This is a genomic window from Pseudoneobacillus rhizolycopersici (assembly GCF_054786815.1).
Window position 1 is genome coordinate 1 of sequence record NZ_JBTOOE010000022.1, and the last position, 15,014, is coordinate 15,014.

Annotated in this window: 15 protein-coding genes; 7 read left to right on the plus strand and 8 right to left on the minus strand. The window is 35.1% G+C overall.

From position 1 onward, the window contains the following. Positions 1-346 precede the first annotated feature (346 nt). Positions 347-679: a cupin domain-containing protein gene (locus tag ACX9YW_RS18155; RefSeq protein WP_460349076.1), complete on the minus strand. Its 333-nt coding sequence runs from the start codon at positions 677-679 to the stop codon at positions 347-349. Positions 680-1,079: 400 nt separating this feature from the next. On the opposite strand from ACX9YW_RS18155, the gene ACX9YW_RS18160 reads away from it, so the two are divergent. The 3 genes from ACX9YW_RS18160 to ACX9YW_RS18170 all read left to right on the plus strand — a co-directional run bounded on the left by ACX9YW_RS18160 (position 1,080) and on the right by ACX9YW_RS18170 (position 5,310). Continuing rightward, a complete protein-coding gene (locus tag ACX9YW_RS18160; protein ID WP_460349078.1) occupies positions 1,080-1,886 on the plus strand; it encodes an aldo/keto reductase in 807 nt (268 codons plus the stop codon). A 644-nt stretch (positions 1,887-2,530) separates the two neighbouring features. Continuing rightward, positions 2,531-4,003: a nuclease/transposase family protein gene (locus ACX9YW_RS18165; RefSeq protein ID WP_460349080.1), complete on the plus strand. Its 1,473-nt coding sequence runs from the start codon at positions 2,531-2,533 to the stop codon at positions 4,001-4,003. Between the two features lie 209 nt (positions 4,004-4,212). Then, positions 4,213-5,310: an L-dopachrome tautomerase-related protein gene (locus ACX9YW_RS18170; RefSeq protein ID WP_460349082.1), complete on the plus strand. Its 1,098-nt coding sequence runs from the start codon at positions 4,213-4,215 to the stop codon at positions 5,308-5,310. 142 nt (positions 5,311-5,452) lie between these two features. Here the strand turns inward: ACX9YW_RS18170 and ACX9YW_RS18175 are convergent, their stop codons facing one another. From ACX9YW_RS18175 to ACX9YW_RS18195, 5 genes are read right to left on the minus strand one after another with little or no spacing between them, the layout of a single operon-like run. Further along, the gene (locus tag ACX9YW_RS18175; protein ID WP_066400456.1) at positions 5,453-5,752 is read right to left on the minus strand and encodes a spore coat protein; all 300 of its coding nucleotides are present in this window, start codon (positions 5,750-5,752) and stop codon (positions 5,453-5,455) included. A gap of 18 nt (positions 5,753-5,770) precedes the next feature. Continuing rightward, on the minus strand, positions 5,771-5,965 hold the full coding sequence (locus tag ACX9YW_RS18180) for a hypothetical protein (protein WP_307284103.1): 195 nt from the start codon (positions 5,963-5,965) through the stop codon (positions 5,771-5,773). Positions 5,966-5,982: 17 nt separating this feature from the next. Then, positions 5,983-7,119: a zinc-dependent alcohol dehydrogenase gene (locus tag ACX9YW_RS18185; RefSeq protein WP_460349084.1), complete on the minus strand. Its 1,137-nt coding sequence runs from the start codon at positions 7,117-7,119 to the stop codon at positions 5,983-5,985. 18 nt (positions 7,120-7,137) lie between these two features. Beyond that, positions 7,138-7,506: a spore coat protein gene (locus ACX9YW_RS18190; protein WP_460349086.1), complete on the minus strand. Its 369-nt coding sequence runs from the start codon at positions 7,504-7,506 to the stop codon at positions 7,138-7,140. 16 nt (positions 7,507-7,522) lie between these two features. Then, the gene (locus tag ACX9YW_RS18195; RefSeq protein WP_460349088.1) at positions 7,523-7,768 is read right to left on the minus strand and encodes a spore gernimation protein GerQ; all 246 of its coding nucleotides are present in this window, start codon (positions 7,766-7,768) and stop codon (positions 7,523-7,525) included. A 69-nt stretch (positions 7,769-7,837) separates the two neighbouring features. On the opposite strand from ACX9YW_RS18195, the gene ACX9YW_RS18200 reads away from it, so the two are divergent. After that, a complete protein-coding gene (locus tag ACX9YW_RS18200; protein WP_460349090.1) occupies positions 7,838-8,032 on the plus strand; it encodes a hypothetical protein in 195 nt (64 codons plus the stop codon). Between the two features lie 11 nt (positions 8,033-8,043). On the opposite strand, the gene ACX9YW_RS18205 is transcribed toward ACX9YW_RS18200, so the two are convergent. Continuing rightward, positions 8,044-8,532 carry a CBO0543 family protein gene (locus ACX9YW_RS18205; protein ID WP_460349092.1) on the minus strand — a complete coding sequence of 163 codons (489 nt, stop codon included), beginning with the start codon at positions 8,530-8,532 and terminating at the stop codon, positions 8,044-8,046. A gap of 558 nt (positions 8,533-9,090) precedes the next feature. On the opposite strand from ACX9YW_RS18205, the gene ACX9YW_RS18210 reads away from it, so the two are divergent. Together ACX9YW_RS18210 and ACX9YW_RS18215 are read left to right on the plus strand one after the other, a co-directional pair. Continuing rightward, positions 9,091-9,567, plus strand: a complete 477-nt coding sequence (locus ACX9YW_RS18210) for a GyrI-like domain-containing protein (RefSeq protein ID WP_460349095.1) — start codon at positions 9,091-9,093, stop codon at positions 9,565-9,567. 336 nt (positions 9,568-9,903) lie between these two features. Next, entirely contained in the window at positions 9,904-11,706 is a 1,803-nt protein-coding gene (locus ACX9YW_RS18215) for a S41 family peptidase (protein ID WP_460349097.1), read from the plus strand. A 526-nt stretch (positions 11,707-12,232) separates the two neighbouring features. Here ACX9YW_RS18215 and ACX9YW_RS18220 read toward each other — a convergent pair. Next, entirely contained in the window at positions 12,233-13,129 is an 897-nt protein-coding gene (locus ACX9YW_RS18220; protein WP_460349206.1) for a cation diffusion facilitator family transporter, read from the minus strand. 1,252 nt (positions 13,130-14,381) lie between these two features. On the opposite strand from ACX9YW_RS18220, the gene ACX9YW_RS18225 reads away from it, so the two are divergent. After that, entirely contained in the window at positions 14,382-14,852 is a 471-nt protein-coding gene (locus ACX9YW_RS18225) for a DinB family protein (RefSeq protein WP_460349208.1), read from the plus strand. The last annotated feature ends 162 nt before the right edge of the window (positions 14,853-15,014 follow it).

Consider the following 15,014-nt stretch of genomic DNA (forward strand, 5'->3'; position numbering starts at 1 on the left):
AAACATAGAATGAGGTTCGATGGAACCTCATTTTTTTCGATGATACTATATATAACTGCGTCATTTGTTGCATAGAGAGCCATAATATACAGCTGAAAATATACAGGTATTTATTCATTTTACCTGCTATATTTTCAGCTTTTTCTTTCACTTTGGTAGTATAGGAGAAGGTTTAATTAACAAGGTATTAGATTTTTTAAGGTAAAATTTATAGTGTATTTGTATAGATTATGGGGGTGTGGGTAGTGAGTGCCGATTTAATTAGTACTACCTTACAAGCTCATTTTTGGTTTACCATCTAAGAAAAATAGAATAATCAATAAAAAAGCACCAGTTGTTCTGATGCTTAAGAAAGTCCAGTTATATCATTTGCTTTAGTTTCAAAACAAAGATTTACCGTTCTGCCTTTTGAACGGGTTCTATGTTGTGTAAAAGCAGGTACAGTAAATATTTCACCAGGGAGTAGAGATATAGTTTTCTTATTTTCTAAATCAATAAATAGTTCTCCTTCAAGGACCATAAATAATTCATCTGTGTCATGTTCATGCCAATGATAATCGCCATCGATTACTGCTATTCTTAAAACATGATCGTTTACTTCTGATACTACAAAATTTGTATAGTCGGTTATATCAGAAACACAATGAAGAAGGTTTACTTTTTCTAATATTTTGTTCATTTTTTATGACTCCTATCTTTATTTATATATTAGGAATCTTATAATACTTTTGATAGTGGATACAATTGTCAGCCCCTTAAAAACTAGAAATTTATAGTTATTATGTCGATTTATGACTCTAATTGTGCAATTAACGATTGGCTGTTATGCAACTATCGAGTGCGTTTTTTCCATTACAAAAAATAATAAGAAGTCCAAAATATGAAGATTCTTATTTCATTCCTTGACGTATCCTGTGCAAATTAATTTGGTCAATGGCATTAAAGGCACATTTATTAGTGTTATATTTCAGTCCTACAGCCAACGAGTAGAGATATTATTGCTTTTTGAAAATTCTATAATTTGTTATGATGAACTTTGTAAGTAATTAAGTAGAGTATACAGAGGAGTGCTTAAAAATATGGAATACATAACACTTAATAATGGGTTAAAAATGCCAATTGTAGGTACAGGTACAAATACTTATGGAAAAGAAAATAACGAGTATAACGGGGCACTAACAAATGAGATTCCCGAACTTGGTTCAGCACTTGAGTTAGGATACCGGTCAGTAGACGGAGCCATTATGTATCGAAACGAAGAGCTTGTCGGAAGAGTTTTAGCAGAAAGCACAGTACCTCGAGAAGAGTTATTCATTACGACAAAGGTTCCAGCCAACGAAGAATATATTTCTTCAAAGGAAGCTACTCGAGCAGCTATCGATAACAGTCTGAAAAACTTCCAAACAGACTATCTCGATCTGCTTCTTATTCATTTCCCTATCGAAGACAAAGTACAACTTAAAAACACTTGGGAAGTCTTTGAAGAATATTACGAAGCGGGCAAACTAAAAGCAATCGGCGTTTCAAACTTTGGAAAAAATCATCTAGATGAATTGAAAGAATTCGCTAAAGTGAAGCCAGCTGTTAATCAAATACAAATTAACTTAAAAGAACCTAACAAAGATCTCTTTGCCGTATTAAAAGACGAGGGCATTACACCTGTTGCATGGGGACCTATGAAAGCCGAAGCCCATCAAAAAGAAGTTTTGGATGAAATCGGTAAATCCTATAATAAATCTGGTGCACAAGTCTTATTAAAATACCAAATCCAACGCGGTGTGGTCGTTATTCCTAAATCACACAACCGTGAAAATCAAGCATCTAATATAAATCTTTTCGATTTCGTATTATCTGCAGAAGATATAGAGAAAATTGAAAACTTATAATTAGGTAGTCCTTCGTCCTAGTGATATGAATAATATCGCTAGGATTTTGATTTTTTAAACAATGAGATTGGAGTAGTACCGTTTTTTATTGAACTTAAGGAGCAGATATATGGTTTGACCCAGATATTATTATTGAGTCATAAAACCTACACGTTTTTCTTACATGGCTTTTTTTTTGAAAAAAATCAAACCAATCATCTTTTCGTATAGAAAAACTTATTTAAAAACATGCACTAGAAAAAATATAAATCATATATAGGAGATATCCGTTTACAGATCTGCCCGAACATGAAAGCCCACTAAGGTGCGATAGCACCCCCTTAAGGGGTGGGATGAAAGTGAGGTCAGATACGAAGTACCATTGAAGTTTATGGTACTTTAAGTATCTGAAATTGTTTATTTTTTTTGGTTGTCATTAAATCAAGTATTATAGTATAATTAAAATAATAAGAACATTAGTTCTGTTTATTGAGTTAATGATCCTATAATACCATTAAAAGTATTTGGCCGAATAGGTTTTTTGACAATGGAGAAGGGGTAGTCCGTATAAGTGTCATGCATATAATGAAATCAACCTAGATGCTGAAATGACACTAACAAACGGTGTACTAAACCAAAAAAATGGGTGAAAGGAGAGGTTTATAGTGCCCCGGAAAAGGAAGTTGACCCCTAGTTTTGTCTTAACATTGCCCCTTCAAGTTAGCCACTATGAGTCACATATTTTAAATAAACGATTTGAAATCGCACGCAAAATCTATAATGCTTGTTTGACAGAGGCTGATAAACGCTTGTCCATCATGAGAGAGTCAAAAGCCCATCAAAGAGCCCGCAAACTACCTAAAACAACCCATTCCGAGAGAAAAATACGATCCGTCACCTTTCAAAAACTAAACAAATACTACCAATTTGAAGAATATTCTCTACATACCTATGTTTCACCCATGCAAAAACGATACAAACATCTTATCGATTCTCATTCCGCACAGAAGTTAGCTACTCGTGCTTTTAAAGCTGTTCAAAAAAAGCAATTCGGTGAGGCCAAAAAGGTCCGTTATAAACGCTTCGATGAATTAGAATCGGTGGAAGGAAAAACGAATCAAGCTGGCATTCGATTTAAAGATAATATAGTTCATTGGTTAGGTTTATCCCTACCCATCATCTTAAAATCAAACGATAGCTACGCCCACCAAGCTCTTTTATCTAGAGTGAAATATGGCCGAATCGTACGAAAATGGATCAAAGGTCGTCATCGATACGACGTTCAACTGATTTTGGAAGGGACACCGCCACCCAAGTATAATCGTGTGGGGAAAAAAGGCCAGCTTGGAAAAGGGAAAGTGGGGATGGATATTGGTACTCAGACAGTGACCATTGTGTCCGACCTAAAGGCCTCTTTGCTTGAACTAGCTCCGAGTGTAAATGAAATTCAAAGAGAGATTCGACTCATTCAAAGAGCGCTAGACCGTAGTCGTCGGTCGATGAATCCTGAGAAATATAGGGAGGATGGAACCATCAAACCTTCACGAACGAAATGGGTGTACTCGAAACGCTATCAAAAGAAAAAATCCAAACTTCAAGAGCTACAAGGAAAGAATGCAAGTAAACGTAAACAAGATCACGGCCATTTAGCGAATCAAATCATCGAACAAGGACATGAATTTTTCATCGAAACGATGAATTTCAAAGCTCTTCAAAAACGTTCAAAGGACACGAAAAAGAAAGAAAATGGTTCGTTTAAAAGCAAAAAACGATTTGGTAAGTCTTTAGCGCGAAAGGCTCCGGCGATGTTTGTTTCGATTCTAGAACAAAAACTAGCTAGTATGGGAATCGAACTAAAAAAAATCCACACCGCAAAGGTAAAAGCAAGCCAATATAATCATGAAACAGACACCTTTGAGAAAAAAGAATTATCTACTCGGTGGAATCTCTTATTTCATCAAAAAGTACAGCGGGATCTGTATTCTGCATTTTTGGTGACAAACGTAAATAGTTCGCTAGATCAAATTGTCCGAAGGTTCTGTATAGAGGGATATGATCACTTTAAGCGATTGCACGATGAAGAAATAACAAGAATTCAAGCAAGTCCAAAAAAGAGAATCCAAAGTTTTGGCCTATAAAAGAACGACGGTTTCGAAACGAGCCGATACAGTCGTTAAGCACCACAAAGGTGTTTGGCTGTAAAAGTCTTGAGTAAACATTTTGTAGTGTCTATATGTTGTATCCTATCTTCACTGAGGTTAGGAGAGAGTATAGAAGAAACAAGTCAGTCGCTCAAGAACCCCACTGCTTCAGCTGTGGGAGTTTCAGAATGTTTGAGGAGGATATTATGAAGCCTATGTTACCTAGTGAAAAATATTTCGGTAATTTAGAACTCGTTTATGCATTTTATGGTGCTATGCCTACAGGAGTTACTGTTTCAGAAACCGGTCGTATTTTCATTTGCTTTCCGAAATGGGGAGACGATGTTAAATTTACGGTGGCGGAAATTGTTGGGGATAAATTGCAGCCTTATCCTAATTTACAAACTAATTTGGTTAACCTCGAGAATATCACAACGACTTTCATCAGTGTCCAAAGTGTAGTGGCTGATGGAAGGGGAACGCTTTGGATATTAGATACAGCGGCACCTAATTTTTCCGAACCTATTAAAGGCGGGGCAAAATTAGTTGCTGTTGATTTAAAAACCAATACAATTAGAAGAGTATATACCTTTACAGAAGATGTTGTCCTGCCTACAACTTATCTGAATGATGTCCGTTTTGATTTTCGTGTTGGAACAGCAGGATATGCCTATATAACGGATTCCTCTTCAAAAGGACCAGGAGCTATTATCGTCTTAGATTTATCAAATGGAAACGCGTTTAGACGGTTAAATGGGGCAAATTCAACTTCACCCGATCCCTATTTTTTACCGAAAGTAGAAGGTCAAATTTTAATGAATCGAAACAAAGATGGTTCAACTTCTCCATTTAGATTGGCTTCTGATAGTCTTGCGATTTCTCCCGATGGAAAGATATTATATTTTGCTCCACTAACCAGTCGTCATTTGTTCTCAATTTCAACAGAAGCCCTGAGAAACAGAGCGATACCGGATATGGATTTACCTTATCATGTGGAGTATTGGGGAGAAAAAGGTGCGTCTGATGGAATGATCACCGATGCAAAGGGAACTATTTATGCTGGAGATTATGAAAACAACAGTATCCGTAAAATATTGCCAAATGGCATAATGGAAACTATCGCACATGATCCGAGAATACTATGGCCGGATACTTTTTCAATTGGCCCTGATGGATACTTATATGTCATTGTAAACCAATTACATCGGCAGCCTAGATTTCATTATGGAAAAGACATACGACAGAAACCTTATGGTTTACTTCGTATGAAAATTGATGAATTTCCTACTCCGACCTTTTCGTAATAAAAATAGTCAATTTATTGTTTTCATTATATAGTGTAAAACAAAAACGAGTTAGCAATAAGGATTAACGTTATTTACTTCCGCCAAATAAACTCATAATGGTTTAAAAGGAACAGTTTGTTTTACTGTTCCTAAAAATTTTTTATAATGTCGGTAAGTTCAATGCTGTATTGATATTATTTAAATCCAAACTGATCTGTTCGTTTGTATCCCAAGCATGGTACCATCCTTTTTCTACCATATATGCAGATATTTGTTCATGCATATCAAGAGCTTCCACTAAATGGCGGGTGAGCATTTCTTTAATTTCCGGTGTTCCTGCCTCCGTAACGGCCATGGCATAATTTCTAATTCCACTTTTAGCTGAAATGAGTAGATCCATTGCAACGACTTGATCCGATAGTGCGTCCATTCCAGTTAAAGTTTCAATGATTGGATTCATGTTCATTCATCTCCTAATTTACTGCTTAGCGTTGGAAAGGATAGAAGCATATTCTTGTAATTGTCTCGTAGATACATCAATGTCTTGCAGCATAATATCTTTTAATAGCGGATCTGTAACTAACGCTTTCATCGTTTTGGATTTAGTTAAACAAGTGGTCTTAAATGCAGCCATCTCATGGACCTCAAGAACTTCATGTAAGGCGTAGTTCATTTTTTATACCTCCTTCCTCAAGGTTTCAACACGACTTTTATACAATCATCCATTTTTGTGTCAAAAATCTCATAGCCACGCTTTGCTTCACTAAGTGGAAGTACATGACTTACAACATCTCCTGGATCAATTTTTCCGGTCGTAACTAATTCAAACATATATGGCATATAGTGGATGACAGGTGCTTGACCGGAGCGGATATTGATATTTCGCTGCATAATATCTCCAAAAGGGAAACCATTATATCTGCCGCCATAAACGCCAGTAACTTGAATTGTCCCGCCTTTACGCACTGCTTGTGAAGCCATGATAAACGCACTTAATGCTCCGCCATGAAGCTTCATTCCGCTTGCAAGGAACTCCATATCAGTCATTTTACCGTCCATACCAACTGCATCGATGACAACATCAGCACCGCCTTTGGTGATTTCCTTCAAATAACTTCCAACATTTTCATGGTCTTCAAAGTTAACAATTTCTACTTTGTTGGTTCGCTTAGCGTGCTGCAGGCGATAATTGACATAATCAACGGCAATGACACGCTTTGCTCCTTTTAGCCAACAGAATTTTTGAGCAAAAAGACCAACCGGACCACAGCCAAGAACAATAACGGTATCTCCATCCTTTACACCTGCATTGTCAACACTCCAAAAACCAGTAGTCATCGCATCGGCAATAACTGCTAACTTTTCATCTGGCTCTTCACAAGTCTCTGGAATTTTGAAATGAGTAAAGTTGGCAAATGGCACTCTTAAATATTCAGCTTGCCCGCCTGGATAACCACCTGTCGTACCAGAATATCCGAAATAGGCACCCATATCACCATTATCATTTGAATTATCACATTGGCTTTCCAAATGGTTTTTACAGTAATGGCATTCACCGCATGCTATATTAAAGGGGATAATGACTCGATCTCCCTTTTTTAGCTTAGTCACACCTGGACCAACTTCTTCGACGATTCCCATTGGTTCATGGCCAATAACATAGTTTTCTTGTAGGTTAGGAATCATGCCATGAATTAAATGTAAATCAGACCCACATATAGCTGTACTCGTTACTTTAATAATCATGTCATCTGGTTTTTCAATCTTTGGATCTGGAACTTCTTTAACTACAACATTTTTAATTCCTTGATACGTTACTGCCTTCATTGGTTACAGCCTCCAGTGTTAGTGTTCATCAGGTGTCCGGTCAAACATACCTTTTCTATTGGTCTCAACAGGGAATAGATTCATTTTGCCAATCATCAATGTATTGTTGACAGAGAGTTGATCTAGTTTATACTGTTCACTTAGTTCGTATGGATGGAACCATTTTTTATTAATCATTAGTTCTGTAATTTCTTGGTGCATGGCAATACCTTGCATTAACTGGTTTCGTAAGAGAGTTCTAACATCAGGTGATGCAGATTCCGTTAATGCCACAGCTATATTACGCACACCTTCTTTGGCACGAAGAAGTAAATCCATCGCAAATGTAGTATCTGCTAGCTCTGGTACGTGTAGCGCGTTTATAGGGTCTAAATAGTCCTGGTTCAATGAATTTGCCTCCTTTTCAATTTACTATTGGTGTTGGACGGTTTTGAGGAACTGGAGCTTCAAAAGGTGCACGTTGATAAACTGCCTGTAATTCTCCAAGCGCTTGCATGGATTGTTCAACATCTTTTTGCATTAATGCTCTCAAATCATGATCAAATACGAGTCCTTGCATTAGTTTTGATTTCGCTAAGCAAAGGGTTTTAAAATTGATAACTTCATGTAAATCTAATGATTCATGATCGGCTAATTTTTGATTATCCATTTCTAATTAACCTCCTTATTCGTTAATAGAATCAATTGTATTGTTCCAAAAATAGGAGGGATTTTATTATTGGTAAATTATCTTAAATGGTTGGAATATTCAAAAGGGGGAAAATTTATTTATTGTGATGCTGAGGATGATTGCTGCGACGGTCTTGTTTTTCTTGTAGCTAAAAAAATGTTCAACCAGAAATATCTGGTTGAACTTGTAATACGAAAAAGGAAGAAAGAAATGCCTTATCCTTTTTACTCTTGTGTTGCTTAAGAACCTCCATCTTACGAAAAATCGTATTTATTATTGAAAAGACGTCTTATAACATACATTGAAAATCTGACCAATAAAAAGGAAAAAGAAAGCGAATAAAAAGTAGTTTTCCAATTCCACCCTTTTTTATATTTAACAAGCTGTGTATTTTTTTCTAGCCATAGCTCCGTAATAGTCATCGGTACACTGAAATACAGAACTTTTAAAAGGCACTGAAGGATACGAGAATCCTTAGTCAGTTGATTATAAAATACACAAGAAATTGGGAAAAGTATGTAATCAAACACCACACTTGTTTTAACTTGTTTTGGAAATTTGGTGGGATAATTAACATAACCTTTATTTACAACCAGTTTATCGACCAATGAGGCATAATAAGCTTTTATAAAGAAAACAAGGAGCCAGTCCTTTGCAAGTGGTTTATTAATTAAGTAAATAAAAGAACTAATACCAAAGAAATAAAGCAATTTTATAAGGTTTTTTTCAAATTTTCGACTCATGTTTAGCACCTCCATAAGATAGGTTATCTCTGATGCAGGTGGTTATACTTAGGACATTCGAAAATTAGATAAGTAAACATTGAATAGACAAGTCTTTATTTTGATATAAAATTGTTTCCTAATTATGAACTTTTTTACTTAAACACTTTAAAATAAACACCTTTAAGTTTATTGTTCTTCTACTAAAGGGTGACATATCCAGACCAATGACTGGATTCATTCTAAATCTCTTCCTAAGCTAGTAAATTACCAGTACCACTAATTCCTCTAGGCAGTGTCACAACTTCGCTTGTTATACGAGATCTATGTCCCAACCAGCCTAAACATGTTTCTACAAGTGGGGGGGCGAACGGTTTAGTTGACGGGATCAATGCACCACGAGCAGTTAGGTTCTACCCTGGCTACTGTAATAATAAGACCAAATAAAATAAGGTCAACTAGAAATATTTTCTTATCTGGGTAACCTTAGAATACGAAAGGGCAGGTTTGTGGAAAAAGAAGGTATTTAAGGCTTTTTTATAGAAACTGTTAATATTCTGATAAAGGGGGTATTAAAAAATGACAGAAACAACATTACAAAATAAGACTATTAAAGTACTAGATGAAATAAAGTTAATAGGGTTTCGAGTTTTATGTCCTGGTGACCAATATATTATCGAAATACCTAAAGCGTCATTAAAGTTAAGTGAACGTATTAGTGAAATTAAACATGTCATTAATCCATCACTACAATTTGGTGCATTTGTTGTAGAGAATAGTACTGATGATGAAGATGGCTATTGGGTTTGTGTTGAAGTTAAAGAGTACGAAGATATTCCTTCTGATATGGTTACTCTAACAGTACCACCTCAAAGATATGCTGTTTCAAGATATAAAGGTGCTAATTATAAAATAATGGATGCATATAATGACCTACATCTGTGGATTGAAAAGAACAAGTATAGAAGGCTAAAAGATAAATGGCATTTAGAAAAAATTTATAGTTGGAAAGACACTGAAAATGTAGATATTGATTTATTAGATACTATTCAATAATATCAATCCTACATGAATTACGGTCATACTATGGTCTTTTCCTATTGCTATGTAAGTTTGTGAAATTGTTTACTTAAAGTAAACGGGTGCGATTGTGCCATAAGATGACAAAACAGAAAGCCGAGAATATTCGAGTTTTTATTCAAAAAGACTTGTTGTTCTCGACTTTTTTTGATGCGAATTTTTGTATATTGTTCTGTAGATTTATGTTCATTTCAAATCTCACTTCCTTGAGAATCTATCTATTTTATTCTATTTTGCAAAATTTTACCAAAATTGAAACTACCTCTCTTCTCAATCGTATAACCAGACTAAATAGAAAAAAGGAGGACTATAATGCTTCGTTATCTCATGTTATTTATTCTCTTAACAGGTTTAATCGGTTGTTCGCCAGGGCTAAAAAAAGAAACAGTCATTCCATTAGATCTCCCCCAGGATCAGAAAAAGGCTGTTATGACTACTACTCAACATGAAAACTTATACGCATTTGCGAAGCTTTATGGATATATAAAATATTTTCATCCTTCAGATGAAGTGACTGAACTAGATTGGAATGAGTTTGCTATTTATGGAGTGGAAAGAGTACTGCCCGCTAAAGATACACTTAAATTAGAAATGATTTTGAAAGAATTGTTTTTACCAATTGCCCCAACCATGCTTATTTCTACTAATCAAAAAGAACTTGAGCAATCTCTTATAAAAGCGCCAAAAAGTTTAGAAGAATATTCCTTAATAGCTTGGGAGCATTCAGGTGTCAGTGGACCAAATGAAGAGGTTAATAGTATGTACGAGAGTAAACGGGTACAGTCTGAGGGACATAATGAAATACAAGTCTTTGACCATACGTTACAAGGTGGGGAATCGTTTATAAAGCAAATACATAATCAATTGTTTGTTAAGGTACCACTTGTGCTTTATTCTAAGGATTCGCAGACGTTTGGAGCAAAGTCAAGCAGACCATTTGAAGAACTTGTAGCAAAGATATTTGAATACAACGTAGCCGATGAACATATTCTTCATGCTGCTGATCTCGTTGTTACATGGAATGTCCTTCAACATTTTTATCCTTATTTTCATACTATTAACACTGATTGGGAAGAAGAGCTCACCATTGCCATTCAAGAGGTCCTATCTGGAAAGGAGTTTGAGGGAACGCTTACCAAGATGTTAGCCACGTTGCATGATGGTCATATTAGAGTAGAAAAGGGCTACAATCAAAGATCCTATTTACCAATCGGTTTGGATGAGGTGGAAGGTCAAATTGTTGTTTCTAATGTTGAGGAGATAGAGACCATTAAACCGGGTGACATCTTACTATCGATAGATGGAGAAGCAGTTAAAGAAAAACTGCAACTTGTTAAAACGCATATATCAGGCTCATCACAGTGGACAACGTTTATCGCCTTACGAGAATTGGTTTCTACACAGACCAAAAGCTCCTCCCAACTGGAAGTAAAAAGAGGAAATGAGATTTTGGAAGTACAAGTTCCTTACTCTAAGTATCTTGTGCCAACTGATCCCTTTAAACGCCAAGCTTCTTTTTCAAGGGTCTCTGAAGGTATTATATATATTAACTTATCTGAATCCAAAATCGAAGAATTTATTGAACACCTTCCAACTTTAGAAAATGCAGATGGGGTAATCTTCGATTTAAGAGGTTATCCGAAGAGTAGTATTGAAGAAATTCTGCAATATCTCACACAACAACCTCTTCAATCTGCCATCTGGAAGGTACCACAAATAGTTTATCCAGATCATGAAAAAACACCAAGCTTTAATACAGATGGAAGATGGCTACTCGAGCCCAAGAAACCAAAATTGAGCGGAAAAATCGTTTTTTTAACAAATAGTGCTGCCATTAGTTATTCCGAGAGTATAATGGGAATTGTTGAACATTACCAATTAGGAGAAATCGTTGGCCAACCAACAGCTGGCGCTAACGGTAATGTAAATTGGATTGGAACCCCAAGTGGGTGGGCTGTATATTGGACTGGGATGGAAGTTATAAAGAATGATGGAACTCAGCATCACCTTATAGGCATTCAGCCTACTGTTCCACTAGTACGAACCATTAGTGCCATGGCTTCGGGGAGAGATGAATACTTAGATAGAGCAATCGAGATTATTCGTTCTCAATAATAATAACAAAATTTCTAATAATTAAGAGTGATGTTCAAAGCTAATTCGATGCATTCTATATTATTTTCAGCCAAGAATATCTGTCTCTAACAGTTTTCCGGTAACAATCCACCTTAAATAACCCAAATTATGACGGATCCTTAGCGTTTCTTTTGAAAAGAAATCGAAGAATATTGAATAATATCTTAATAAGCTAAAGGAAAGCTATAATCCTATATAAAAATTATTCTAAAGCCGAAAGTATGCAGCTTTTATGCAGAGTTGTGTAATTCTCGGCTTATTTTATTGGTTATTCGGAACTATGACGCAGATTACTTCCTTAAAACAAGACTTTTGCTTATATAGGCTTATTTTGGATAAGTAGTTTCCAGATACCTTAGTCGCTAATATTCAATTTTCTAGAATGATTTAACCAACGAAACAGTGATATCATAAAACGCCCCCGGTGTTCCTTAGAGCCTTAGCAATGAATTAAAATACCAGCTGGCTTCTGAATCCAACTGGTAATTATGTACAATCAATAATATCATTCATTTGGGAAGTATGGATTCAAATGAATAAGAACTTCTTCTATATTGTCATATTTATTCATGAGTGCCTGCTTTATTTTCCTTGAAATATCATGACCTTCTTTGATTGTTTTTTCATGGTGAATGGAAATTCTAAGATCTACCAAAATATAGTGGCCATGTTCTCTAGCTCTCAACCTGTCGATTCTTTTGACACTTGGAAAAGAGGAAATAATGGATTTATATTCATTTAGGATTTCTGTGTCGATATTACGTTCCAATAATATATCAAACGCTTCTTTCAGAATTTCCCTTGCTATCTTGAATATTAAATAAGCAACTACAATACTTGCTATTTTATCTCCATAAATGAAAAGTGTAATATTTAATTTATCTCCCAAAATTGAAAGAATTACCCCTATTGCTGCAGCGACTGAGGCAACAATGTCTGCTTTATGGTCAAAAGCTATAGCTTCAATGGCTTTACTCTTTTGCTCTTTGGCCTTTTTTAATGAATACCTATATAGAAACTCCTTCGAACCAAATGAAATGATTGCAACCCACATAGCCAGTATACTTGGAGTTTGAACTGGATGAAAGAAACCAACAATTGCTTCATAAACAACATATAAAGCAACGATTAGTAATATTCCCCCTACGACTCCTGACACTATGACTTCCGCTTTTCCATGTCCATAAGGATGTTCTTGGTCAGCGGGCTTATTTGCAATTTTTATAACTAAGAGGACGATAACGGATGCAAATACATCAGCTGCTGAATGAATTCCATCTGCGAATACCGCATCACTATTTCCGAACCAGCCAACCGCTATTTTTCCTATTGTTAAAATGATATTACTAATGACACTTATCCAAGCTACTTTTTTAGCTAATGATTCTCTTGTCCCCAAGATGAAACCTCCTTAAAAGCAATCACTTTTAGTATATTAGCAAACGAAGTTTTGGTGGGTCTAGGGAAACATTATTGTCAGAAGCTATTCTTCTTAGAAGTATAAAACAGTTTAATTCTAGTCAAAAAATGTTGCCCATAGTAAAGAAGATGAAAAATAAATTTATTCCCTATGAAACCTGTCTTTTGAGATACAGAATTTAAATAATAAAAAATAATAACTGATGATAGTTAAAATTGAGCTGGATGGAAATTGTTGAAAACAAAAATGCAGTTATTTCATTAGAACATTCTAATGAGTCATATTATGAATAATTTCACTTAAACTAACGAAGGCTATCCTTCCATAAGCACATATCTTATATAGCTAAGAATATTCAAGGTTTTATGCATAACTTGACTATTTTTAGCTTTTTTCATTCCTTAGGGAGTAAAATTCAAATTTAGTCCATGAGGATTTAGGAAGGGAATAACGAACTCTTAGTCGAAATAAACAAAAACGAAAAAAATGGGGTTTAGGGAAAGTACTTTAGATAAGGAGCGATATTGAAGTGTTGATCTTGCTCTATGAATACATTATAGAATAGGATGTGATGTCATTGAGGACAACTTGTCCGCAATGTCAAAGTAAAGATATAAACCAAATTAGTTCAATATTAATTAGACTATTGTTATCTTGTTACATATTTTTATCTTTCCTATTTTTTTCGGGTGGCATATTTTATGAATCGTTATTAGCTCTAATTCCTTTTGTTATTCCATATAAATAAATGCCAAAACTGTAATACCGCCTTTGTAAAAGTTTTACCTCAATTTAGTAAGGCTAGTTTATATGGTGAAAATACAAAGTTATTAGTGTTCCTAGTTGGCATCTTACCTTCAATATTGATAATTACTTTACTAATCACTCTTTTTCCTAATACTGGATTAGGTAGAATTATCTACTTACCATTTATATTTATCATAAATAGCATAATAATTGTATCAAACTTTAGTTCTGTGAATAAAACTAATCCTATTTTAACATGGGGTATAACCATCATTTTTACATTGCTACTTACAGTTGTATTTTACCCCCAAGAAAATGGACCTCATGTTGTTAAACAGATATTTCATTACTTGCAATGATTTTAAAGACAAATTAAATTATTTTTAAAGAAAATTTCTTCTGATGCTAACAAGAGCTTTCCTTAAATAATTTTAATTATAATTATCCAAGCAGAGAGACATATGTGAAAGTTGAGGGGGAGAGGACGATAAAACGAATTGACTTACTTTTAAAAGTACTAGATTCAACATTCGATAAAGAGAGTTGGTATGCCCCATTTAAAGATGCTATAGATGGACTTACAGCTGAACAGGCTATTTGGAAACCTTCTGGAGAGTCGACTAAAACCATTTGGGAAAATGTCAATCATCTGATTTATTACAAAGAGAGACTTGCAGCAAAATTAGGAGGACGAGATTGGATACTTAATCTGGACGGTAATGAAACCTTTCATTTTATCGAACAATCTAATGATGATATGGAATGGAAGAAAGTCGTTGCACGTTCCGAAAACGCTCAACGGGATTTAAGACAGGCATTGAGTGCAATGTCCGATAGAGAGCTTGATCAAAATTCACTAGAGAAACAACTACTGGATATAATGCTACATGATGCGTATCATACTGGTCAAATTATTCATATTAGAAAATGGCAAGGGTCTTGGCCACCAAATCGTTAATGGTACCAGCTAATAGGATCTGAAAGGAAAGCAAGTTCACCTTCACATATACTAAATGTATTACTTGGACTAATTTGCTGAACCCATTTCATTGGAAACCAATTAACTAAATTTACAATTAGTCGTCTTTTAGTGTTCATTAAAAGCGTAACTAACGGTGAG

What these genes read in the sequence shown, in the direction of transcription:
- ACX9YW_RS18155 (WP_460349076.1), bottom strand. Translation starts at nt 679, where the DNA reads ATGAACAAAATATTAGAAAAAGTAAACCTTCTTCATTGTGTTTCTGAT.
- ACX9YW_RS18160 (WP_460349078.1), top strand. Translation starts at nt 1,080, where the DNA reads ATGGAATACATAACACTTAATAATGGGTTAAAAATGCCAATTGTAGGT.
- ACX9YW_RS18170 (WP_460349082.1), top strand. Translation starts at nt 4,213, where the DNA reads ATGAAGCCTATGTTACCTAGTGAAAAATATTTCGGTAATTTAGAACTC.
- ACX9YW_RS18175 (WP_066400456.1), bottom strand. Translation starts at nt 5,752, where the DNA reads ATGAATCCAATCATTGAAACTTTAACTGGAATGGACGCACTATCGGAT.
- ACX9YW_RS18180 (WP_307284103.1), bottom strand. Translation starts at nt 5,965, where the DNA reads ATGAACTACGCCTTACATGAAGTTCTTGAGGTCCATGAGATGGCTGCA.
- ACX9YW_RS18185 (WP_460349084.1), bottom strand. Translation starts at nt 7,119, where the DNA reads ATGAAGGCAGTAACGTATCAAGGAATTAAAAATGTTGTAGTTAAAGAA.
- ACX9YW_RS18195 (WP_460349088.1), bottom strand. Translation starts at nt 7,768, where the DNA reads ATGGATAATCAAAAATTAGCCGATCATGAATCATTAGATTTACATGAA.
- ACX9YW_RS18205 (WP_460349092.1), bottom strand. Translation starts at nt 8,532, where the DNA reads ATGAGTCGAAAATTTGAAAAAAACCTTATAAAATTGCTTTATTTCTTT.
- ACX9YW_RS18210 (WP_460349095.1), top strand. Translation starts at nt 9,091, where the DNA reads ATGACAGAAACAACATTACAAAATAAGACTATTAAAGTACTAGATGAA.
- ACX9YW_RS18215 (WP_460349097.1), top strand. Translation starts at nt 9,904, where the DNA reads ATGCTTCGTTATCTCATGTTATTTATTCTCTTAACAGGTTTAATCGGT.